15 protein-coding genes and 2 pseudogenes are annotated in these 22,328 nt (G+C 66.0%); 6 read left to right on the forward strand and 11 right to left on the reverse strand.

Annotated elements, in window-relative coordinates; translation table 11 throughout:
- Positions 1 to 50: 50 nt before the first annotated feature.
- The 3 genes and pseudogenes from EL272_RS01225 to EL272_RS01235 all read right to left on the reverse strand — a co-directional run.
- Positions 51 to 1,454 (reverse strand): FtsX-like permease family protein, encoded by a 1,404-nt coding sequence (locus EL272_RS01225; protein ID WP_061787315.1) that lies wholly within the window; start codon positions 1,452 to 1,454, stop codon positions 51 to 53.
- The gene (locus EL272_RS01230) at positions 1,451 to 2,194 is read right to left on the reverse strand and encodes an ABC transporter ATP-binding protein (RefSeq protein ID WP_061787471.1); all 744 of its coding nucleotides are present in this window, start codon (positions 2,192 to 2,194) and stop codon (positions 1,451 to 1,453) included. The genes EL272_RS01225 and EL272_RS01230 overlap by 4 nt, the downstream gene beginning before the upstream one ends.
- A 321-nt stretch (positions 2,195 to 2,515) precedes the next feature.
- Positions 2,516 to 3,172, reverse strand: a pseudogene (locus EL272_RS01235) (DnaB-like helicase C-terminal domain-containing protein); the annotation flags it as partial.
- 9 nt (positions 3,173 to 3,181) lie between these two features.
- On the opposite strand from EL272_RS01235, the gene EL272_RS01240 reads away from it, so the two are divergent.
- Positions 3,182 to 3,718 carry a Rossmann-fold NAD(P)-binding domain-containing protein gene (locus EL272_RS01240; RefSeq protein WP_014845391.1) on the forward strand — a complete coding sequence of 179 codons (537 nt, stop codon included), beginning with the start codon at positions 3,182 to 3,184 and terminating at the stop codon, positions 3,716 to 3,718.
- A gap of 14 nt (positions 3,719 to 3,732) precedes the next feature.
- Positions 3,733 to 4,473 carry a TetR/AcrR family transcriptional regulator gene (locus tag EL272_RS01245; protein ID WP_061787314.1) on the forward strand — a complete coding sequence of 247 codons (741 nt, stop codon included), beginning with the start codon at positions 3,733 to 3,735 and terminating at the stop codon, positions 4,471 to 4,473.
- Between the two features lie 112 nt (positions 4,474 to 4,585).
- Here EL272_RS01245 and EL272_RS01250 read toward each other — a convergent pair whose 3' ends face one another.
- From EL272_RS01250 to dnaB, 7 genes and pseudogenes are all read right to left on the reverse strand, one after another.
- Positions 4,586 to 6,316 carry an ABC transporter ATP-binding protein gene (locus tag EL272_RS01250; RefSeq protein WP_061787313.1) on the reverse strand — a complete coding sequence of 577 codons (1,731 nt, stop codon included), beginning with the start codon at positions 6,314 to 6,316 and terminating at the stop codon, positions 4,586 to 4,588.
- A 2-nt stretch (positions 6,317 to 6,318) separates the two neighbouring features.
- The gene (locus tag EL272_RS01255) at positions 6,319 to 8,079 is read right to left on the reverse strand and encodes an ABC transporter ATP-binding protein (protein WP_061787312.1); all 1,761 of its coding nucleotides are present in this window, start codon (positions 8,077 to 8,079) and stop codon (positions 6,319 to 6,321) included.
- 43 nt (positions 8,080 to 8,122) lie between these two features.
- Positions 8,123 to 10,444: an ATP-binding cassette domain-containing protein gene (locus EL272_RS01260; RefSeq protein ID WP_197720283.1), complete on the reverse strand. Its 2,322-nt coding sequence runs from the start codon at positions 10,442 to 10,444 to the stop codon at positions 8,123 to 8,125.
- A complete protein-coding gene (locus tag EL272_RS01265; RefSeq protein WP_061787311.1) occupies positions 10,437 to 11,045 on the reverse strand; it encodes an ECF transporter S component in 609 nt (202 codons plus the stop codon). The genes EL272_RS01260 and EL272_RS01265 overlap by 8 nt, the downstream gene beginning before the upstream one ends.
- A gap of 163 nt (positions 11,046 to 11,208) precedes the next feature.
- The gene (locus tag EL272_RS01270) at positions 11,209 to 12,669 is read right to left on the reverse strand and encodes an ABC transporter ATP-binding protein (protein ID WP_061787310.1); all 1,461 of its coding nucleotides are present in this window, start codon (positions 12,667 to 12,669) and stop codon (positions 11,209 to 11,211) included.
- A 181-nt stretch (positions 12,670 to 12,850) separates the two neighbouring features.
- Positions 12,851 to 14,103 (reverse strand): annotated as a pseudogene (locus tag EL272_RS01275) (IS256 family transposase).
- Between the two features lie 293 nt (positions 14,104 to 14,396).
- Positions 14,397 to 15,761 (reverse strand): replicative DNA helicase, encoded by a 1,365-nt coding sequence (gene dnaB, locus EL272_RS01280; RefSeq protein ID WP_061787309.1) that lies wholly within the window; start codon positions 15,759 to 15,761, stop codon positions 14,397 to 14,399.
- A 514-nt stretch (positions 15,762 to 16,275) separates the two neighbouring features.
- On the opposite strand from dnaB, the gene EL272_RS01285 reads away from it, so the two are divergent.
- The 4 genes from EL272_RS01285 (at position 16,276) to EL272_RS01300 (ending at position 20,557) form a co-directional block, all read left to right on the forward strand.
- A complete protein-coding gene (locus EL272_RS01285) occupies positions 16,276 to 16,584 on the forward strand; it encodes a metal-sensitive transcriptional regulator (RefSeq protein WP_014845399.1) in 309 nt (102 codons plus the stop codon).
- A 79-nt stretch (positions 16,585 to 16,663) separates the two neighbouring features.
- Positions 16,664 to 16,873 (forward strand): heavy-metal-associated domain-containing protein, encoded by a 210-nt coding sequence (locus tag EL272_RS01290; RefSeq protein ID WP_014845400.1) that lies wholly within the window; start codon positions 16,664 to 16,666, stop codon positions 16,871 to 16,873.
- Positions 16,874 to 16,918: 45 nt separating this feature from the next.
- Positions 16,919 to 19,123, forward strand: a complete 2,205-nt coding sequence (locus EL272_RS01295) for a heavy metal translocating P-type ATPase (RefSeq protein ID WP_014845401.1) — start codon at positions 16,919 to 16,921, stop codon at positions 19,121 to 19,123.
- A gap of 261 nt (positions 19,124 to 19,384) precedes the next feature.
- Positions 19,385 to 20,557: a septal ring lytic transglycosylase RlpA family protein gene (locus tag EL272_RS01300; RefSeq protein WP_061787308.1), complete on the forward strand. Its 1,173-nt coding sequence runs from the start codon at positions 19,385 to 19,387 to the stop codon at positions 20,555 to 20,557.
- Positions 20,558 to 20,878: 321 nt separating this feature from the next.
- Here EL272_RS01300 and EL272_RS01305 read toward each other — a convergent pair whose 3' ends face one another.
- Positions 20,879 to 22,288, reverse strand: a complete 1,410-nt coding sequence (locus EL272_RS01305; protein WP_014845402.1) for a DHA2 family efflux MFS transporter permease subunit — start codon at positions 22,286 to 22,288, stop codon at positions 20,879 to 20,881.
- Positions 22,289 to 22,328: the final 40 nt, after the last annotated feature.

Genomic DNA, 22,328 nt, shown 5'->3' on the forward strand with positions numbered 1-22,328 from the left:
GGGTTCTGGGTGTAGAGCTCGCAGTGCCTTGAGGCCGGAAGGGTGCCGGGTCAGTCGGCGATGAGGCGCGCGATGACTGCCGGTTCGGACATGCGGCGTGCGCGCAGGGTCGGCAGCACAGTGGCAGCGATGGTGATGGCGAAGGTCACGAGGACCGTGCCTACGAACGTCCCGTACGGGGGGTTGAACGCGAACACCAGCTTGCGCGTCAGCGGGAAACCGAGAGCCAGCACCCCCACCGCGCCGACGGACATGGCGAATCCGAGGATCGTGGCCGTCACCGAGATGATGACCGCCTCAAGGAGGGGAACAAGCACCCGCTGGCGTGGGGTCGCGCCCACGACACCGAGCAGGGCGAGTTCCGCGTCCCGCTGCTTCGACATCATGATGAGCGAACCGACCCCACCCGACAGGGACACCAACAGTGGCAGGCCCAGAAGAACGATCATCGCTCTCCACCCGGTCCCAACCAAATCCCTGGTGAATCCACTCGCGTCGAAACTGCTCTGCAGGGAACCGACCGTGCACGTCATCCCCAGGAAAAGGCCGACGGTCATCATCACGGGAATGATCGAACGCAGCAGTCGGGGAGCCCGGGCGTGCGCGGTGCGCCGCGCGAGCTGCCAGCTGGGAGCCGGCAGCGGCAGCAACCTGACCCAGGCAAAAATGAGCGGCCGAATCACCACGGGGGCCAGCAGGGAGAAGAGCACGGCCAACAGCACCAGCACGAGCGTCGACGTCTGTACGAGGTTGAAGATCGTATCCGTCGACGGCCGTGAGGCGGTGGAGAACACCGAGATGTACGCCCCCACCACAGCGATCCCGGCGAGCACGGCAATCACGATGCGGGAGCGCGACATCTTCGCCACTTCGTCTCCACTGGCGTGCTGCCGAACCGCTTCGACGGGCGGTACCTTGCTGGCCCGGCGCGCCTGGCGGAGGCCACCGAGCACGGCCACGACGACTGCTGCGCCCACGATGACCAGGGCCATGGGCAACGAGTACACGGGCTCGATCATCGCCAGGTCCTCGTGAGCTTCGATTCGTCGCCATTCGACGAGGAAGTCGAGCGCGGGACGCAGCGCAAGCATGGCCAGGACGGCTCCGACGACCGAGCTCAGCAGGCTCATCGCCACCAGCTGCACGACCACCGTCCGAACGATCTGTTGTGGGGTGGCCCCACCCAGAGCCAAGCGGGCCAGGGCACCGCGCCGTGCGCTGAGCGCCAGGTTGGTCGTCGTTCCCAGGACCGAAAGGCTGACGAGAGCCGAGAACACCATGTTGGTGACTGCCAGGACGCTCAGTGACATGGCGCTGTCTCCTCCTGCCGTAGCCACAGAGACCCACACGAGCCCTGGGAACAACAGGGCGAAGTTTGTCGCGACGAAGGCCAGGCTGACACCGAGCCAGGTCCGAAGAGACCCGCGCAACTCCGCGAGCAGGATGGTTCTCATGCCTGCTTCCTCTCCGTGAGCTGGGTCAGCACATCAGCGACCTGCGCGACACTCTGCGGACGCAACTCACCCGCCAGGCGCCCATCGAACAGGAAGATCACACGGTCGCACCGCGCCGCCACGCCCGGGTCATGCGTGACCACGACAGCAGATCGTCCCGGCTCACGAGCGATCTCCCCCAGCCTGGTCATCACGAGCTCACCCGAACGCGAATCCAGCGCACCCGTCGGCTCATCCGCAAAGACGATCTGGGGCTGCTGCGCCAGGACCCGCGCCAGAGCGGTCCGCTGCTGCTCACCACCGGACATCGACGGCACCTTCGCGTCCACACGATGCCCAAGACCCACCTCGTTCATGACGGCGATCAGCTGCTCCCGCGGGGGTTTCTTGCCGGACAGGAGGTACGGCAGGGCGACGTTCTCGTAGGCGGTGAGCGTTGGGACGAGGTTGTACGACTGGAACACGAAACCCAACTCACCCCGACGCATCTCCGCGAGCACCTTCCGGGACCGGCCCGCCAGATCGGTCCCGTTGAAACTGACCTGCCCACTCGTGGGCTGATCAAGCCCAGCGAGGCAATACATCAGAGTGGACTTTCCGGAGCCCGAAGGGCCCATGATGGCAACCATCTCTCCCGGCATGATCTGCAACGACACCCCGTGCAGGACGGGAAGCTCTTTTCCATCGACCGAGAACGACTTGGAGACCGAGCGAGCCTCCAGTGTCGGCATTGCACTCATTTCTAGTCTCCTGTCCTCAGGCTGGAACAGCTGCGCATCTTCCATCGATGCCCGGTGCGGAGCCTCAACACTGCCGAACTCCGGGGGCACAGCTCCACGTTACCGGCGTTCAGGGGCAGGGGATTGGCGAAGCCGGTGGGTGAGGGCAGTTGAGCTGATGTGCCGGGCTGGTGTGTCGTTGTGATGGCGCACCCAAGGGGTCACTGCGAAGTGGATCACTGGCCGAGGTCACTATCTATTTGACGGTCAAGGGGAACCAGAAAGCTCTGCAATGTGCCTTGAAAGACCTGCCCCTGCCCCGTCATGCGCAGCACTTCAGGGTCAGGTCGGGTTGAAGGTGGCGACCGGCTGGTTCGTGAAACGGGAGTAGTGGCCCTGGAAGAGAGCGTCGATCTTGTCGAGCTGGCCGTTGCGGTGCTTGAGGATGTGGAAGGCCGCCTGGCCGCGTTCCTCGTCGGTGGGGTTCTGGGTGTAGAGCTCGGGGCGGTGCAGCATGATCACGATGTCGGCGTCCTGTTCGAGGGACCCGGATTCGCGCAGGTCGGCGAGCTGCGGCACCCCGTCCTTGCGCTGCTCGGCGTTGCGGCTGAGCTGCGACAGCGCGATCACCGGCACCTCCAGCTCCTTGGCGAGAAGCTTGATCTGGCGCGAGAACTCCGAGACCTCCAGCTGCCGGGACTCCACCTTCTTGCCCGAGGTCATCAGCTGGATGTAATCGATGCAGATCAGCTGGAGGTTGTTGCGCTGTTTGAGGCGACGGGCCTTGGCGCGGATCTCCATCATCGTCAGGTTGGGGGAGTCGTCGATGAACAGCGGTTTCCCGGAGAGAGTGACGGAGCGGTCGGTGATGCGCTGCCAGTCGTTCTCGTCCATGCGCCCGCCGCGGATCTTCTGCAGCGGCACCGAGGCCTCCGCGCTCAGGATCTTCATCACGATCTCGGTGCGGCTCATCTCCAGGGAGAAGAACACCGTGGCCAGGTCGACGACGTGGATGCTGAGCGCGCGAGGGCCCGGCAGGCCGGCGTCGCCCAGCGGCTGCGCGAGGTCTACGGCCCAGAGCCCTTGGGCGACATGATGAGCGCAGCCATCCAGCGTCTGGAGAACACAGATGAGTTCCTGTTCGACTCAGTCGAGCAGGTCAAGGTCGATCACTGGCACAACGGCCGGGTCGTGCTGCTCGGGGACGCTGCCTGGTGCCCCACCCTGTACTCCGGGATGGGGGCGACGTCTGCGTTGGCGGGAGCCGACGCACTGGGGCTCATGCTCGCCAAACACCCAGACGACGTCGAGACCGCGCTGTCAGCCTGGGAGAACAAACTCCGCCCGGCGATCACCGACTTCCAGCAGTCCGCCTACCCCATGCGCGCGATCTTCACGCAGACCTCGGCAAAGGAACAGCGCAGGCAGGGCATCAGCGTCGCGATGCGCCGGTTCATGTTCAAGTTCCCTGCACTGATGAACCTGATGCTCCGGTCCAAGCACTTCCGGCTGCGCAACAGCGACTTGGCTGCGGACCTGGCCTGAGCGAAGCTTGGGTTATGACCCCCATGTCTGTCGCGCAGAAAAGCAGCAGGGCCGCGAAGGTCCTCGCAGCCGCGGAGGATCTCGTCGTGAAGCAGGGGTTCAAGGGCGTGACGATGAGCGCAGTCGCCCAGCGGGCCCACGTCGGCAAGGGCACCCCGTACCTGTATTGGAACACCAAGGAGGACCTCTTCCTTGAGATCATTGCCCGTAGCCTCGCCGATGTGCTCCACAACCTGGCGGTGCGGGTCCGCGCTGAACCCGCGTTGGCGGTCGCGGAACGGCTGTGCGTGGCCCTCGCTAAGGCCTGGCTAGAGCGTCCTTTGGTCCGCGCCCTGCAGGTCACGGACGCCGACGTGCTCGGCGCGCTCCTCGACGATCCTCGCGCCCACGCCATCGCCGCTGAGAGCGGGCCTTCCGCGATCCTTCGTCGCCTCATCCCCCTGTGGCGGGAGCACGGCACGGTCCGGACCGACTGGTCGGCCGAGGAGCAGGCAGCCGCTCTCGAACTACTCCTAATCGGCTATTTCGCCGCCCAGACACGCACCATCTCCCCAGGCATGGCGGAGGACCGGGCGGGGGCCCTGGGTATGGCGGAGGACCGGGCGGGGGCCCTGGGTATGAGCATCTCCGCCATGCTCCAGGCCTCTCAGCCCACCAAGGCCGATAGCGTCCCCCTGGCGAGCAGGGTCAGCGACCTTCTCGACGAGCACGCGGAGCAGCTGCAGAACGCGCAAGCAGAGCACCGGCGCGAGTGAGCCGGGCAACAGGCTGGCCGACAGGAGTCATCACGGCGAACCTTCTATCCGGTAGGTAGCAGTTTTTGGCAGGCAGACCAGCCTTTTGTTGCCACCTACCGGACCGTAGGTCCTACAGCTGCCAGCGGGAGGCCGCGGTGTAGGCCTCCACGAAACCACGGAACGGACCCTCCTGGGCGGTGAGCTCCGGCACGGTCCCGGCCTGCGCGACCCGCGCGCCGTCAGGCGACGGCTCCAGGAACACAACCTGGTCGGCCTGCCGGATGGTGGACAGCCGGTGCGCGACCACCAGCACCGTGCGCCCCCGGGACAGCTCCCGGATGACCTCGGTGATCGCCGACTCGTTCTCACCGTCGAGGGCGGAGGTGATCTCGTCGAGCAGCAGGATCGGGGCGTCCTTCAGGAATGCCCGTGCGATGGACACCCGCTGCCTCTCCCCACCCGACAGGCTCACCCCGCCGGGGCCGACAGGAGTGTCCCAGCCGTGCGGGAGGGCCTCGATGACCTTGTCGAGGCTGGCGCGTCGGGCGGCCTCCTCCAGTTTCTCGTCGGTGGCGTCGGGCCGTGCGATCCGCAGGTTCTCGCGGATGGTGGTGTCGAACAGGTAGACCTCCTGGAAGACCATCGACGTCATCGCCATGATCTCGGCGGTCGGCAGGTGACGCACATCGACACCGCCGATGCTCACCGTCCCAGCCGTGGCATCCCAGAACCGGGCCGCCAGGCGCAACACCGTCGACTTGCCGGCTCCGGACGGGCCGACGAGCGCCGTGACCTTTCCCTGCTCGGCGGTCAGCGACACCCCGTCGAGGACTGGCCGTCCCTCCTCGTAGGAGAACGACACGTCACGCAGCACGATGTCGGTGCCCTTCGGTTCGCCGACCTGCTCGGGCGACGGCTCCGGCAGCGGTTTCGCGTCGAGGATGGAGACGATGGCTTTGAACGCGACGACCGCGTTGTCAGCCTCCGAGGCGTAGAGGACGCCCTTGGTCAGCGGCAGCAGCATCCGCGCGACCACTGTGACGATGGCGAGATACGCGACGACGTCCAGTCGGTGCCCGCTGACGAACGACAGCCCCAGGGCCAGCACCACCGCGAAGGTCGTGTTGAGGATCAAGGTGAAGAACTGGCCAGGTCGGCCCTTGATGCGCAGGCCGTCGAGGGTGGCCTTGGAGTCGGCTTCCAGAACTTCCTGCACCGGCTTCCAGCCCTTCTCGCTCACTCCGGTGGCCCGCAGCACCGGCTGCAGGCGCGCGAACTCGACGAGCCGTCCGGCGGCGGCAGCGGCAGCCTGGTCCTCCATCTCGTTGGCGCGGGTGGTGGCCGAGCGCATCATCCGCCACACCAGGTACAGCGGCACGATGGCGACCGCCATGATGAGGGCCAGTGGCCACTCGACGATCCCGACGGCCACCAGCATCACCAGCGGCACAATGAAAGCGTTGCACAGGTTGGCGATCACCATCGAGCACAGGTGGGAGAGAGTGTTGACCTCCTTGGAGGTCACGTTGACGACGGCAGCCTCCCGTTTAGCGTTGAACCACCCAAGCGGCAGAGCCAGGACATGCTCGGCGACGCGGTCGATCATCGTGTCACAGACCTCGAAGACGCTCACCCTGTAGGACCGGAACATGGCGATGGCATCGACGACGAAGGTGACCACACCCAGCGTCACCACCGCGATCAGCCAGCCGGTCAGCGACTCCGAACGGGCGTACAGAGCCCGCAGGAAGGGGATCATGAGCGCCAGGGTGACGCCCTGCAGAACAGCGGAGGCCACAAACCAGCCGACGATGACACGCATCTCGGCGGCGTTGACGACACGAATCATGAGCTTCCACATGGTCACTCCTCCTTCGCAGCGGCGGAAAGGGCCAGGTCCTGGTTTCGCCACATGGTGGCGTAGCGGCCGTTAGCTGCCACCAGATCGTCGTGGCGGCCCCGTTCGACGATCTGCCCGTCCTCCAGGACGAGGATCTGGTCCGCATCGCGGATGGTGGTCAGGCGGTGGGCGATGATGACGACGGTCCTGCCCTCCGCCAGCCTGGTCAGCGCCTGGTGGATGTCATGCTCCGATTGCGGATCGGCCTGGGCGGTGGCCTCGTCGAGCACCAGGATGGGCGCATCCTGGAGGTATGCCCTGGCGAGGGTGATGCGCTGCCTCTCGCCGCCGGAGAGGAATCCGCCCTCCTCCCCCAGGATTGTGTCGTAGCCCTTCGGCAGGCGCATGATCCGGTCATGGATGCAGGCGGCGCGCGCGGCGTCCTCGACCTGCTCCCGGGTGGCGTCGGGTCTGCCGAGCATGATGTTGTCGAGGACGGAGTCGTTGGTCAGGGCGACGTCCTGCAGCACGATCGAAACTCGCGACAGCAGCCAGGAGAAAGTCGCCTCCCGCACATCCACGCCGCTGATCCTCACCGCCCCCTGGTCGACGTCGTGGAACCGGGCGATGAGCTGAGCCAGCGTGGACTTGCCGCCTCCCGAGGGGCCGACGAGCGCCGTCACCGTACCCGGTTCGGCCGTGAACGAGACCCCCTTCAACACGGGCGTATCGGGTTCGTAGGAGAAGGTCACGTCATCGACCTCGATGCGGCCGGGCGCGTCGCCGTCGCCCTGGTCAAAGGCGCCCTGGGGCATGGGCTCCTCGGATAGCAGATCCGCGGTGGACTGAGCGGCCATCCTGGACTCGTACATGTGCTGCGCCAGGCCGATCAGCACGTTGAGGCCATCGGGCAGCCCGGGGGCGAGAAGGAAGAACGGCAGGGTCGCCGACAGTGGGGTCCAGCCCTGGGACGTGAACACCACGGCGAGGACGGCGACGGTGGCGAACACCGTCGCCGGACGCAGCAGCGCGCCGAGTAGGCTGATCGACTTCCCAGACTGGCTGACCCACTGATAGGACAGGTCTGAGAACTGGTGGCGGGCGGCGCTGAAGCGGGTGCGGGTGGCGTCGGTGGCCTGGAAGTTCTTGATCTCCTTGATTCCCTCCAGCATCTCGACGGTCGCGGCGGCCAGCCCTGTCTGCGCCTCGCCGAACCGCGAGGTGATGTCACCGAGGCCGCGCATGGTGGTGCCTGCGATCACCGCGATGATCAGCACCCACAGGCCGATCAGAGCCAGAGCCAGTCGCCAGTCCGTCCAGAACAGATAGACGGCTCCGGCTGCGACACCGACCAGGGCATTGGTGACGTCGCCCGGCACATGCGCCACGAGCGTGTGGATGGCGGCGGTGTCGTCGCACACGGTCTTGCGGATGGCTCCGTGGGGAATCTGGGCGACCTTGCCCAGGGGCAGGCGGCTGAAGGCCTCCACCAGGAGCCCACGCAGCTGGTGCCGCAGCTTGGCCTCGGCAAGGTGGGTGACGCCCAGGCCCATCAGGTAGAGCAGCTGGTAGGCCAGCAGCGCGACGACCGCCACCACGGCCCACGACCACGGGTTGGCTGCCCAGCCCTCATGCCTTCCCTCGCCGAGCCAGATCGCGGCCATCTGGGTGAGAGCCACGAAGGGCACGATGCTGAGCACCGCACCGGCTGCGGTGAGCAGGCCCGAGAGGATCATCGCCCCACGCGCAGGCCTGATGAGATCACCGATGGTTACTGCTGCCATTGTCTCCTCCTGTTCCCGAGATTCTCGGCTGCGTCTGCGGTGGTCATCCGAGCCACCACCACAGGCCGGCAGTCACCGACCACACGGCCACGACGACCACCGCGTCACGCATCCGCCACGGCACATCGAGCAGCTCCGTTCGTCTCGGGTGGGCTCCGAAGGCCCGCGAGTCCATGGACAGTGCCACTCGTTCGGCGTGCTGGATCGCGAGGATCATCAGCGGCACCACCGAGGACAACCAGCGCACGACGGGCGCCAGCACTCCCCAGCGGCGTCCGATGCCCCGGAGAGCGCGGGCGGTGCGCAGGATCACAAAGTCCTGACGGAAGCGGGTGACGAAGGCGATGGCCGCGATCCCCGCTGAGCCGACGCGGTAGGGCAGGCGGAATGTGCCGGTCAGGGTGCGCATCAGGCTGTCCGGGTCGGCGCTGATCCCGGACAGCAGCACCAGAGCGATCAGCGCCGCGATCCCGGTGCCCGCGGTGAGGGCGTCACCCCGTTCGAAGAAGCGCGCCTCGACGGCAGCCCCCTTCAGACCCAAGAACGCCCAGACCATCAGGGCGGCGATGGCCCAGATGCCGACCACCGACCCGATGGTGCGGCGCAGCGTGGCGCGGGCTGCGGCGATGAGCACGCTTGCCAGCGCCATGATGGTGAGGTTCAGGGCCAGGTTTCTGAGGACGAAGATCCCCACCATGGCGGGGATCAGCGCCAGGAACATCGTCAGGGGGTTCATCCCCGTGAACAGACCGCGACGTCTGCAGGGACGTTCCGGGATCCCGGCCTCGACGGGGACGGCGGGTTCGCCGGTCTCATCCCTCAGGGGCAGGGCCAGCAGGTGGGTGCAGTGGTCGAGGGCCAGCTCCAGATGATGGGTGGCCATGATGACGGTCCGACCCTGGGCGCGCAGCTCGTCGATGAAGGCCATCAGCTCGCAGGTGTTGTCCCAGTCCTGCCCATAGGTGGGCTCGTCCAGGACCACGACGTCACGTCCCTCACTGACCATGGTGGCGACGGTGAGGCGACGACCCTGTCCGCCGGACAGGGTGAGGGGATGGTGCCCGCGGTGCCGTGTCAGGTGGAACTGCTCCAGCAGCTCATCGACTCGCGCAGCCGGCGTGCCGCCGACAGACAGCTCAGCCTCGATGGTGGATGCGACGAACTGGTGTTCGGGATTCTGGAACACGTACCCCACGGGATGCCGGCCACGCCTGACGGGCTGCCCGCACACCGTGGCATGGGTGGCGGTGGAGCCCACCAGCCCGGCCAGCGCGGACAGCAGCGACGACTTTCCGGCACCGTTGGGTCCGATCAGGGCGACGAACTCACCACCGCCAAGCCTCATCGTCACCTCGGGGGATCGCCCCGGGACGCTCAGGCCGGCCACGTCGACGTGGGGCTCCTCATCTGCGGCCCGGTCGTCGGTGGTGTTGATGACCGGAGTCTCATGCCACCCTTCGGGACCACGCTCGAAGCTGCGCACCGCACCGGGGGCGCAGAAGTCGGTGAGCTGCGGGACCGGCCCAGGGTCGGTCCCGGCGCGCAGGGCTCGCGGCAGCCACATCCCGGCATCGGCCAACTCGTCACGGTGTCGGCTAAAGACCTCATCCGGTGGTCCGCAGGCTATGGTGCGACCATCGGCGTCGAGCGCCAGGACCTGGTCGACGATGGGCAGCGCCGGATCAAGGTCATGGTCGATGACGACGACCCCCATGCCGTCGGCGACGAGTCCGGCAACCAGCGTGTAGAAGTCACGCTGGCCGGTGGGATCGATGGTGCTGGTGGGCTCGTCGAGGACCAGCAGCCTGGGGTGCATGGCGAGGGCGACGGCCACCGCGAGGCGTTGCCGCTGCCCACCAGACAGCGTCCAGGGATCGTCCCAGATCCGATCCAGGAGTCCGACGCTGCGCAGAGCCTCCACCACCCGCGAGGCGATCTCGTCGCGGGGGAGGCACAGGTTCTGCAGCGGGAAGGCGACGTCGTCGTGGACGGTGCGGGTGACCACTGCGGCGTCGGGATTCTGCCCGACATAGGCGATGTGGCCGGAGATGAGCTGGACGGAGGCGTCGGCGATCTCGGTGCCCGCCAATTGAAGGCTGCCGGAGTACTCGGAGGCCAGGCAGTGAGGCACGAGTCCGCACAACGCACGCACCAGGGTGGTCTTGCCGCAGCCCGACGGGCCGATCACGGCGGTGACCTTCCCCACCAGCTGGTCGAAGCTGACGTGCCGGAGGATCCACTCCTGCCTTCCGAGGTAGTGCACGGAGAGGTCCCGCACCTCAACCAGGACACCGTCGTCAGCACCCTGCGGCCGGAGGCCGGTCACATCGTCCGGCTCTGTGAGAACGTCTCCGGGCTCAGGCATCGTGGTCGATGGCGATGCCGGCCCGGTGGAGCAGCCGTGTCAACAGGATGCAGATCCCGCCCCCTGCGAGCGCGGAGACCACGGAGATCACGAGCCCGACGGGTATCAGGTCTGCGCTTCCCAACGTCGAGAGGACTGAGGCGTACAGGAATCCGTTCAGCAGCCCGAAGACCGCTGCGCAGATCAAATAGGACCACCAGTTCCACTTGCGGTAGAGCATGATGGCCAGGGGGGCCTCAATGAAGAGGCCGCCCAGGAGATTCCCCACGATGGCCGAGGGCCCGTAGGGCGTGGTGAAGATGGAAATGACGCCTATGATCAGGGCCGCGATCATAACTGCTCCTGGACGTCTGACCACCACTGCGGGCAGTAGGTAGGGGATCACCCAGAGCCCCATGGTGACGCACCCGATCATGATTCCGCCGGGTGTGGCCATCAGTGGCCCACCGACGTAGTTGAGGGGGATCACCAGGATCAGGGAGACGACGGCCAGCGCCGCGGTCATCATGAGGTTCCGGGTGCCGAGCACCGAGTCGGTCAGCCCCTTGCGTGAGGAGGAGCGGACAGTGGTTGCACCTTCTGTCGTGGAGGGCTCAGTCATCATTCACCTTCAGCCAGCACAGTCGATCATGGGCCACCAAAGCTACGCCTATCTTTAATTGAGATCCATACCCAGATCAAGATGGATGCTTACTCCCACAAATTGGCTGCCTGCGGGCAGGGCGCTGCACAGCCTCGACCTGCCCGGACGGCCTCAGCCCCGCTCACTGGAAGAACTCCCTCAGGTGCTCCACCCCGTCCTCATCCATGCGTGAGCTGTGCGTGACCTCCCCAGCCTCAAGGTAGATGGCGTGATCACAGCACCTGAGCACAAGCTCGATGTCATGCGTGATGACGAACACGGTTTTGCCGTTCGCACGCATTGCGCGCAGAGCATCAGCGACTTCTGTCATCCGTCGGTAATCGAGGCCGCTCGTGGGTTCGTCGAGAATCAGGACTTCCCTGTCGGCTGCTATCGCGCTTCCGATCGCCAGCCGCTGCTTCTCACCCCCGGAGAGGGACATGGGATGCCGATCCACCTTGCCGTCGAGGTCGAGTGACTGGAGGATCTCCTTGGCCTGTTCCCGGCTGTCCTCAGATTCGGAGTCACCCATGCTCAGCAGCAGCTCACTGATCACGTCCTCAGTGAAGAGCTGATGGTTCACGTCCTGCATGACCATGTAGACCAGCTCCCGGCGCTTCCGCGCGTTGTAGGAGACCCCGCCGATCTCGAACACCCCCCTACCGTGTTTCTCCAGGGCGCAGAGGTTCCGGGCGAACGTGGTCTTTCCCGCACCGTTCCTGCCAAGCACTGCGATGATCTCTCCGCGCGGCAGGGTCAGCTCTGGGATCGACAGTCTTCGCCGCCCTGCGGTGACGCATTCGAACTCTCTGATCCGCACGTTCTCGGTGCTCTCACCCTGGGGTTCAGAAGGCTTCAGCTTCCAGGGCTCCGGGGCTCTGAGGCCGAGCTCAGCCAGGGCCTCCGACGTGAGCTCACGGAGTTCAGCGGGGGTGAACTCTTGCTCAATCCTGCCGTCCCTGATGTAGATGAACCGGTCTGCGAGGTCCAGCAGGTAGAAGATCCGGTGCTCTGCGATCACGAGAGTCTTGCCGTCGTCACGCCAACGCTGCACGACGCGGGCAAGATCACGGATCGCGAACAGGTCCAAGTCCGACGACGGTTCGTCTAGGACCATGACATCCGGCTGGGTGGTGTCCACCGAGCCGCAGGCAATCCGCTGCTTCTCCCCACCGGACATGGTGAAAAGGCTGCGGTCGAGGAGGTTCTCCAGGGCGAGGCGCTCAGCAGTCTGCGCAATCCTTCGTCTGATCTCCTCTGGCGGGATGCCCAGGTTCTCGCAGCCGAAGGCAAGCTCAGCGGTGGATTCCACGTTGTAGAACTGGGTCCTGGGATTCTGGAACACTGAACCGACCCGCTCTGAGAGCTCATACAGTCGCATGTCCCTGACTCGTCTGCCATCCAGCAGGACCTCGCCTTCCAGGCTTCCCTCATAGAAATGCGGGATCAGCCCGTTGATGAGTCGTGTCACCGTGCTTTTTCCGCACCCCGACTCGCCACAGAGGACCACAGTCTCGCCCTGGCGCACATGCAGTGAGACGCCCTCCAGACCCTGGGAGCTCTCCTCACCGTAGGTGAAAGTCACATCGTGGAACTCAATCATCTGCGCTTCTTCATCTAGTGGATCACGTAGGTCGCAACCAGCAGGGCCACGACGAGGAGGACGACGATGACATCAACTGGGCGAATCCCGACCCTCGCGATGCTCGTATGCTCTCCAGTAGGCGCCCTGCACATCCGTGGGGTCTGTCCGATAAACGGTGTGTAGGGTCCGGCGGTTTTCATCAGTGAGTGGTTCGGTCGAACCGTCCAGCGAAGGTGATTGCGAACGTGTTGAGTGCGGGCTTCCACCTGATCACCCAGCGTGCCCGGCCCCCGCCGGTGGGGTCAAGGGAGCGGGTCACCAGGTACAGGCACTTCAACGCGGCTTGCTCGTTGGGGAAGTGCCCACGGGCCCGCACGGCCCGGCGGTACCTCGCGTTGATGGACTCGATGGCGTTGGTCGTGCAGATCACCTTCCGGATCTCCACGTCGTAGGCCAGGAACGGTACGATACTGCGCCCACGCGTTGCGCCACAGCTGCACGATCGCCGGATACCGGTCGCCCCACTCGGTGGCGAACTCGGCAAACCGGTCCTTGGCCGCTTGCTTGGACGGGGCCGTGTACACCGGTTTGAGGGACTTCACGATCGCGTCGCGGTGCTGCCGGCCGGCGTAGCGGAAGCTGTTGCGGATCAGGTGGATGATGCACTGCTGCACGACCGTGTGTTCCCAGGTCGTGTTGATCGCCTCAGGGAGTCCCTTCAACCCGTCACACACCGCGATCATCACCTCGACGATGCCTCGGTTCTTCAACTCCGAAAAGATCTGCAGCCAGAACCGGGCACCCTCAGCACCGTCACCAGCCCAGATGCCGAGGATGTCGCGTTCCCCGTTCATCGTGACACCCATGACAACGTAGAACGGGGTGTTACGGACTTGACCGTCGCGGACCTTCACCACGATCGCGTCGACGAAGATCACCGGGTAGACAGGATCCAACGGCCGACTCGACCACTCGGCGAGCTCACCGACGATCTTCTCGGTGATCCGGCTGATGGTGTCCTTCGACACCCTCGCTCCGTACACCTCCTCGAAGTGGGCAGCGACTTCACCGGTGGTCAGCCCGCGGGCGGTCAACGACAACACGATCTGATCGATGCCGTCCAAACGTCGCTTCCGTTTCGGGACGATGATCGGCTCGAAGGAGCCGTCACGATCACGGGGTACCTCGATCTCGACCGGCCCGATCTCGGTCAACACCGTCTTGACGCGGGTGCCGTTGCGCATGTTCGCCTCGATCGGCGTGCCACCGTGCTCGTGACCCAGATGCTCGGTCAACTCGGCGTTCAACGCCGCCTCCAGGACGTTCCTTGGTGAGCTGGTTCAACAACCCTCCCGGGCCGACCAGACTCACCCCCTGTTCCCTGGCCTGCGCCAGCAGACGCTCGGCCAGGTCCTTCTGATCGATGATCTCTCCGGTCACGGGATCGATCATCTCGTCTTCCATCATGTCGGTCGTGTCAGCCACGGCCGTCTCCTCTCGGATCAGGCCGGACCTCACACACCGTTAATCAGACAGTCCCCAGGGGATTGGCGAAGCCGGTGGGTGAGGGCAGTTGAGCTGATGTGCCGGGCTGGTGTGTCGTTGTGATGGCGTACCCAAGGGGTCACTGCGAAGTGGATCACTGGCCGAGGTCACTATCTATTTGACGGTCAAGGGGAACCAGAAAGCTCTGCAATGCGCCTTGAAAGACCTGCCCCTGCCCCGTCATGTGCAGCACTTCAGGGTCAGGTCGGGTTGAAGGTGGCGACCGGCTGGTTCGTGAAACGGGAGTAGTGGCCCTGGAAGAGGGCGTCGATCTTGTCGAGCTGGCCGTTGCGGTGCTTGAGGATGTGGAAGGCCGCCTGGCCGCGTTCCTCGTCGGTGGGGTTCTGGGTGTAGAGCTCGGGGCGGTGCAGCATGATCACGATGTCGGCGTCCTGTTCGAGGGACCCGGATTCGCGCAGGTCGGCGAGCTGCGGCACCCCGTCCTTGCGCTGCTCGGCGTTGCGGCTGAGCTGCGACAGCGCGATCACCGGCACCTCCAGCTCCTTGGCGAGAAGCTTGATCTGGCGCGAGAACTCCGAGACCTCCAGCTGCCGGGACTCCACCTTCTTGCCCGAGGTCATCAGCTGGATGTAATCGATGCAGATCAGCTGGAGGTTGTTGCGCTGTTTGAGGCGACGGGCCTTGGCGCGGATCTCCATCATCGTCAGGTTGGGGGAGTCGTCGATGAACAGCGGTTTCCCGGAGAGAGTGACGGAGCGGTCGGTGATGCGCTGCCAGTCGTTCTCGTCCATGCGCCCGCCGCGGATCTTCTGCAGCGGCACCGAGGCCTCCGCGCTCAGGATCTTCATCACGATCTCGGTGCGGCTCATCTCCAGGGAGAAGAACACCGTGGCCAGGTCGTGGTGGATGGCGGCGGCGCGGCAGACGTCGAGGGCGAAGGTGGACTTTCCCACGCCGGGGCGGGCAGCGACGATGATCATCTGGCCGGGGTGGAGGCCGTTGGTCAGGGAGTCGAGCTCGTTGAAACCGGTTGGCACCCCGGACAGGGCATCGCCGGAGTTCGCGATGGCCTCCATCTCGTCGAAGGTGGGTTCCATCAGGTCGTTGAGCGACTGGTAGTCCTCGCTGGCCCTGGAACCCGTCACCTCGAACAGCGTCTGCTGGGCCTCGTCGACGATCTTGTCCACCTCGCCCTGCCCCTGGTAGCCGAGCTGCGCGATCCGGATCGAGGCGTTGACGAGGCGTCGCAGGATGGCCTTCTCGCGCACGATCTCCGCGTAGTAGGAGGCGTTGGCGGCGATGGAGATGGTGGCGAGGAGGTCGTGGAGGTAGACGGCCCCGCCGACGCGCTGGAGGTCGCCGGTGCGGCCCAGTTCGGCGGCGACGGTGATGGGGTCGGCGGGCTCGCCGCGGCCGTAGAGGCTGATGATCGACTCGAAGATGGTTTCGTGTTTCGGCTGGTAGAAGTCGCTGCCGCGCAGCACCTCGACCACGTCGGAGATGGCGTCCTTGCTCATCAGCATGGCCCCGAGGACGCTCTGCTCGGCCTGGAGGTCCTGCGGGGGGGTGCGCCCCACCGACTCCTCGGCGTATTCCTCCGACATGCCTTCCTTTCCTGGCCCCCGCCGACGCATCCCGGTCGGACTCATCAATGTAACCCCGCCCCGCGACGACCGCCGCCCTGGTTGTGGAAAACTCTGTGGACAGCTGTGGAAGACCGGTGGGGAAGTGACGGCAACGCTGGCCGGGACCCGGGGAAAACCACCCGGAATCGTTATAAAACCGTTATCATTGCGGGTGGGTTCGTCCCGCTGCAGGGCTTCCGCGCGTTTCGCTTGCCTTGCCGTCGTGCGCTTGCGCTGTAGCGCTGGCGTTTGCCCGTAGGGCAGGCGTTCCCGTCGGGAAGGCCAGCGGACGACGGGAAGGCTGGCGTTTGGCGGGTGGGCTGGCGAGTCGGGGCTGGTGCCGTGGGCGTGGTGTCTTTCTCCTGGTTCGCTTGCCTTGCCGCCGTGCGCTTGCGCTGTAGCGCTGGCGTTTGCCCGTAGGGCAGGCGTTCCCGTCGGGAAGGGTGTGGGTGAACGCTTGAACCAGCTACCCCTGGGGGGTATAGTCGTCGGCGTGGAGAAAGAACACGACGGCTGCCGCGCGCAGCACGGCTACACCGCCGACAAACAGGCCTACCTGCGGCGGCTCCGGCTGATCGAGGGGCAGGCGCGCGGGATCGCCCGCATGGTGGAGCAGGACGAGTACTGCATCGACATCATGACCCAGATCTCCGCCGTCACCAGCGCCCTCAAGGCGGTGTCCATGGCCCTGCTGAAGGACCACCTCGAACACTGCGTCGCGGCCGCCGTGCGCGAGGGCGGGGACGCCGCCCAGGAGAAGTTCGACGAGGCCATGACCGCCATCTCCCGGTTGGCCCGCTGAACGCGGAAACCCCTCCGGCAAGGGCCGGAGAAAAACCTCAGACCCCCGGATCGCACCGGGAACCGGAAAGGAAACAACCATGAAGACCGACTACGCCGTTGCCGGGATGACCTGCGGACACTGCGCCTCCCACGTCACCGAGGAGATCCAGACGATCAAGGGCGTCAAGAGCGTCAGCGTCGACTGGGAATCGGGTCGGATGGTCATCGAATCCGACGAGAAGATCCCCTTCGACGCGGTCGTCGAGGCCGTCGCCGAGGCCGGCGACTACACCGTCAAAGAGGCCTGAGACGCGGCAACGAACCACACAGGACACGCAGGAGGCGAGCAATAGATGACCAACACAGGTGTGGTGGAGCGGGGCTCCACCGGGGGCGCGAAGAACTCGGTGGCGATCTCCCTCGACCTGACGGGCATGACCTGCGCCTCCTGCGCCAATCGCATCGAGAAGAAACTCAACAAGGTCGACGGGGTGCAGGCCACCGTCAACTACGCCACCGAGAAGGCCAGGGTGCAGGCCCCGAAGGGCACCACCGCCCAGGACCTGATCGCCGTGGTGGAGGCCGCAGGCTACGGGGCCCGCGAGACCACCGTCGAGCCCCGGGAGGAACGCGCCGACGTGCTCCTGCCGCGGGTGCAGCTGGCATTCACGCTGGCGGTCCCCGTGATCGCGGTCTCGATGGTGCCCGCCCTGCAGTTCCCCGGCTGGCAGTGGCTGGCGCTGCTGCTGACCACCATCGTCGTGTTCTGGTGCGGGCGCAGCTTCCACAGGGCCGCGCTCGCCAACGTCCGGCACGGCGCCACCACCATGGACACCCTGGTAAGCCTCGGCACCTCGGTGGCGTGGCTGTGGTCGGTGGTGGCCATGTTCTTCGGTCACGCCGGAGCCATCGGCATGACCCACGAGTTCACGCTCACCCTCGGGCATGCCGACCCGATGGGTAGCGTCTATTTCGAGGCCGCCGCGGGCGTGGTCGCCTTCCTGCTGCTGGGCCGCTGGATCGAGGCCCGTTCCAAACGGGAGGCCGGATCGGCGGTGCGGGCGCTGCTGGAGGTCGGCGCGAAGGAGGCGACGATCCTGCGCGACGGCGCGGAGGTCGCGATCCCCGCGGGTGAGCTGTCGCTCAACGACCTCATCGTGGTGCGTCCCGGTGAGAAGGTGGCTGCCGACGGGGTGGTGGTCGAGGGCAGTTCCGCCGTCGACGCCGCCGTGATCACGGGCGAGTCGCTGCCGGTGGAGGTCGGCCCGGGCTCGGCGGTGGTGGGCGGGTCGGTCAACACCACGGGACGCCTGGTGGTCAAGGCGACGGCGGTCGGGTCGGCCACCCAGGTGGCGCAGATCGCGCGGCTCGTCGAGGAGGCCCAGACCGGCAAGGCCCGGGCCCAGCGCCTGGCGGACCGGATCACGGAGTTCTTCGTGCCCGCCGTGCTGGTGCTGTCGATGCTCACCTTCATGGTGCAGCTGCTCGTCGGTGCGGGCCCCACCTTCGCGCTCACCGCGGGCATGGCGGTGCTCATCATCGCCTGCCCGTGCGCGCTCGGGCTCGCCACCCCGTCGGCGCTGCTGGTGGGCACCGGTCGCGGCGCCGAGCTGGGCGTGATCATCCGAGGCGCCCAGGCCCTGGAGAAGGCCCGTTCCGTGCAGGCGGTGGTGCTGGACAAGACCGGCACCCTCACCACGGGGAGGATGTCGGTGCTGGAGGTCGCGCCCGCCGAGGGCGTGGACGAGGCCGAGCTGCTGGCCGTCGCCGCGGCCGTGGAGGCCGGTTCCGAGCATCCCATCGCCCGCGCCGTCGTGGAGCGCGCCGGGGACGCGCCCGCTGCGGAGCGGTTCGAGGCCCTGCCCGGCATCGGGGCGCGGGCCCTGCTCGACGGGGTTCCGGTGGCGGTGGGTTCCCGGCGTCTGCTGGCCGAGCAGGGCATCGAGGTCCCGGGCGAGGCCAGCCGGGAGGGCAGCGAGGTGTTCGTCGTCCGCGACGGCGCGCTGCTGGGGCGGATCGTGGTCGGCGACCAGCTCAAACCCGGGGCCGCGGAGGCCGTGGCCGGGTTGAGGGATCTGGGATTGCGACCAGTGTTGCTGACCGGCGACTCGTGGGTCGTGGCCCGGGAGGTGGCCTCGCAGGTGGGCATCGAAGACGTGCACGCCGAGGTGCTGCCGCAGGGCAAGGCCGAGGTGATCACCGGGCTGCAGGCCGATGGGATGCGGGTGGCGATGGTCGGCGACGGGGTGAACGACGCCGCGGCGCTCGCCACCTCCGACCTCGGCATCGCGATGGGCGCGGGCACCGACGCGGCCATGGCCGCCAGCGACCTCACCCTGATGCGCGACGACCTGATGGGCGTGGTGGATGCCATCCGGCTCTCCCGCGCCACGGAACGCACCATCCGGGGCAACCTGCTGTGGGCCTTCTTCTACAACGTGGCGGCCATCCCGGTGGCGGCCCTCGGGTTGCTGACCCCGATGATCGCGGGCGCGGCCATGGCCTGCTCCAGCGTTTTCGTGGTGCTGAACTCTCTCAGGTTGCGTAACTTCCGTTAAGACCGTTTCTCAGGGTTCCCCCGGCTTCCGCCCATCCCTCCCGGAAGCCGGGGGATCGCTGTGAAACCCGTGGTCACGTCAGGATTCGACCCCTGGGAGGCGGGCGTCAACGAGGACCTGTTCCCAGTTGGGAGGGTCGAGGGCTACAATCGGATTGCGCGGCCCTGAGAGATTCTCAGGATTCGTTTGGAATTAAATCGGTGCTCGGCTAGGCTGGCCCAGCCGGTAAGGTCCGGGAAGTCTTAGACCAGGAAGAGATCTATGGCCAAGAAACACGTGGTTATTGCCGCAGTGGCAGGCGGTGTGGCGCTGACGATCGCCGGTGGCGTCGCCGTCGCGGTGGCACTGCACAAGAACGATGTGGTCCTTTCCGTGGACGGGGAAACCCACAGTGTCTCGGTTCGCGAGGACACGGTGAAGCAGGTGCTCGAGAAGGACGGGATCACCGTCGGCGAGCACGACGTGGTGGCCCCGTCGCTGGACACCAAGATCACCAACGGCATGGAGATCAGCGTTCTCTACGGCCGCCAGCTCCAGCTGACCATCGACGGTGAGGCCCGCACCGTGTGGACCACTTCCCGCACCGTCGACGACGCTCTGACGCAGCTCAACCTCAACGACCCCGACTCCAAGCTGTCCACCTCCCGCTCGGCCGCCATCGGCCGCGAGGGGCTCTCCTTCAACATCAGCACCCCCAAGAACGTGACCGTCGACGCCGCGGGCACCCCGGTCGAACTGCGGGTCGCCGGGACCGTTGGCGATGCCCTGACCGCCGCCAAGGTGACTCCCGACGAGGACGACGTGGTCACCCCCGCCGCGGACACCTCCCTTACCGATGGTCTGGCCATCTCCTACACCAACGTCGAGAAGCGCGCCACCACCAAGGAGGAGGCGGTCCCCTTCGAGAAGAAGGAGGAGAAGTCCGACGAACTGGAGGAGGGCAAGACCAAGGTCACCACCGAGGGCGTCAACGGCGTCAAGACCCAGAACTTCGTCGAGGTCTACCACAACGGCACGCTGGTCTCCTCCGAACTGCAGAACGAGCAGGTCACCAAGGAGCCCGTCGCCCAGGTGACCAAGGTGGGCACCAAGAAGGCCAGCAAGCCTTCCGAGGGTGGCTCCGGCTCGGGTAGCGGCGGCGACCTCAGCCCCGCCAACGGCAGTTCCTGCCAGGCCTCCTACTACTGGCAGGGACAGACGACGGCCTCCGGTGAACGGTTCAACCCCAGCGACCTCACCGCCGCCCACAAGACCCTTCCCCTCGGCAGCAAGGTCAAGGTGACCAACCCGAGCAACGGCAAGACCGTCGTGGTTCGCATCAACGACCGCGGCCCCTACGTCGCCGGACGCTGCCTGGACCTCTCCAAGGCCGCCATGGAAACCATCGGCGGCACCTCCTCCGGGGTGATCACCGTCAACTACGAGGTCCTCTGACAAATTAAAACTTGGCTTTCAAGCCCTTCCTCAATTCCCGCCGAACCCCTGCACACACCTCCGTGCAGGGGTTTGGTGGTTTCTGAGGGTCTGCTCTCCCTACTTCCAAGCCGGTTGAGCCGACCTGCGGTGAACTTCTCCCAAGCTGGTTGAGCCGGCCTGCTCGCTCTGCGAGCTGGTCGTGTCGAAACCGCGGTGTGCGTGTCCGGGGAGCTGTGGTCGAGTTCTATCTACCGAGCGCCAGTGATGGTTTCGACTCGGGTCGCTCCTTCGTCGCGCCCCGGCTCAACCGGCTTCGGGGAAGGGGCCGCTCATGCTGGCTCAACCAGGCTCATTGGGGTCGGGCGAGGGCTGCTCCTGGCTGCTGCGGGTGGGCATCGTGAGCGCGGCCAAGCCGGAGACGGTGTAGGCGATGACGATGACCCACAGGCCCGCGGTCACGTTCTGGCCGCTGTCACCGGTTGCTCCGAAGTATGCGGTGCCGGACAGTGCGATGCCGAACACCATGCCGACTTGGCCGAAGGTCGTGAGGGTGCCGGACGCTGCTCCGGCTTCGGTCGTGGGAATCTCCGCCAGGGTGATTGAGGTCTGCGGCATGATCAGCACCATCATCCCCACGCCTGCGAGAGCGAAAGGCGGCAGGAGGCTCCAGCCGTTGAGGGTCGTTCCGGTGTGTTCGAGGGTGATCATGACCCAGACGAAGGCCGCGGCCTGCATGATCCCGCCGAGACACACCGACCACTTGCCTATTTTCTTCATCAGGAGCATGGCCACCGGGGTGCCGAGGATCGACCCGATGGCGATCGGCAGCAGGGTGAGTCCCGCTGCGAAGGATGTGAAGTGAAAAGCGGCCTGCATGTGGAACAGGAGAATGAGTGCGAAACCGCCGTGGCCGATCGAGGCGAGTATCTGTACGAGCAATCCGCTGGAGAAGGAACGGATCCTGAAGAGCGGGAGCGGCAGGAGTTGTGCCCCGGCTCCGGTCGCCCTGTGATGTTGTTGCCAGATGAAGGTGATGATCGCGAAGGGTGCGGCGATCAGCAGGGCCCATATCCACCACGCCCACCCGGCTGCGCGGCCCTCGGTCAGAGGGAGAACGAGGAGGACGACGGCCGTGGCGCCAAGGGCCGAACCAGTGAGGTCCAGTCGTAGGGGGTGTTCGGAGCGGCTTTCCGGGATGCACAGGAACGCCATCACCGTCAGGACAATGCCCACCGGGACATTGATGAGGAAGATACTGCGCCATCCTGTGCCGAACAGGTTTGCCGTGACGAGCCAACCGCCCAGGAGAAGTCCGGTTATCACGCCCAAGGCGTTCAGGGAGCCGATGATGCCGAATACCGGCCCCCGCTCTTCCGGCGCGTACATGACCTGAACGCTGGACAACACCTGCGGCACCATGACGCCGGCGAAGGCGCCTTGAATGATCCGGGCCGTTATGAGGGCGTTCCCACTCCAGGCCAGGGAAGCGAACACTGAGGCACACGTGAAGCCGATGACGCCGACGAGAAAGATGCGTTTCCTTCCGTAGATGTCTCCCAGACGGCCTCCCGTGATGAGAAGTGTCGCGAAGGCGACCACGTAACCGACGAGTGTCCACTCCAGCTGAGTGGGTGTCGCGCCCAGGTCGGTACTGATCGCGGGGAGCGCGACATTCGTGATGGTGGAGTCCATCAAGTCCATGAGCATTGCCGTCATCAAGATGATGGTGGCTGTGACCCGGTTTGTCACTTCTACTCCTTCCGGGGTCGAGTGAATGCTGCGTACGGTG

Origin of the sequence: Arachnia propionica (assembly GCF_900637725.1) — a bacterium.
GTDB classification, from domain to species: Bacteria; Actinomycetota; Actinomycetes; order Propionibacteriales; family Propionibacteriaceae; genus Arachnia; species Arachnia propionica.

What these genes read in the sequence shown, in the direction of transcription:
- EL272_RS01295 (WP_014845401.1), top strand. Translation starts at nt 16,919, where the DNA reads ATGACCAACACAGGTGTGGTGGAGCGGGGCTCCACCGGGGGCGCGAAG.
- EL272_RS01255 (WP_061787312.1), bottom strand. Translation starts at nt 8,079, where the DNA reads ATGGCAGCAGTAACCATCGGTGATCTCATCAGGCCTGCGCGTGGGGCG.
- EL272_RS01270 (WP_061787310.1), bottom strand. Translation starts at nt 12,669, where the DNA reads ATGATTGAGTTCCACGATGTGACTTTCACCTACGGTGAGGAGAGCTCC.
- EL272_RS01260 (WP_197720283.1), bottom strand. Translation starts at nt 10,444, where the DNA reads ATGCCTGAGCCCGGAGACGTTCTCACAGAGCCGGACGATGTGACCGGC.
- EL272_RS01265 (WP_061787311.1), bottom strand. Translation starts at nt 11,045, where the DNA reads ATGACTGAGCCCTCCACGACAGAAGGTGCAACCACTGTCCGCTCCTCC.
- EL272_RS01245 (WP_061787314.1), top strand. Translation starts at nt 3,733, where the DNA reads ATGACCCCCATGTCTGTCGCGCAGAAAAGCAGCAGGGCCGCGAAGGTC.
- EL272_RS01230 (WP_061787471.1), bottom strand. Translation starts at nt 2,194, where the DNA reads ATGAGTGCAATGCCGACACTGGAGGCTCGCTCGGTCTCCAAGTCGTTC.
- EL272_RS01225 (WP_061787315.1), bottom strand. Translation starts at nt 1,454, where the DNA reads ATGAGAACCATCCTGCTCGCGGAGTTGCGCGGGTCTCTTCGGACCTGG.
- EL272_RS01250 (WP_061787313.1), bottom strand. Translation starts at nt 6,316, where the DNA reads ATGTGGAAGCTCATGATTCGTGTCGTCAACGCCGCCGAGATGCGTGTC.
- EL272_RS01300 (WP_061787308.1), top strand. Translation starts at nt 19,385, where the DNA reads ATGGCCAAGAAACACGTGGTTATTGCCGCAGTGGCAGGCGGTGTGGCG.
- dnaB (WP_061787309.1), bottom strand. Translation starts at nt 15,761, where the DNA reads ATGTCGGAGGAATACGCCGAGGAGTCGGTGGGGCGCACCCCCCCGCAG.
- EL272_RS01290 (WP_014845400.1), top strand. Translation starts at nt 16,664, where the DNA reads ATGAAGACCGACTACGCCGTTGCCGGGATGACCTGCGGACACTGCGCC.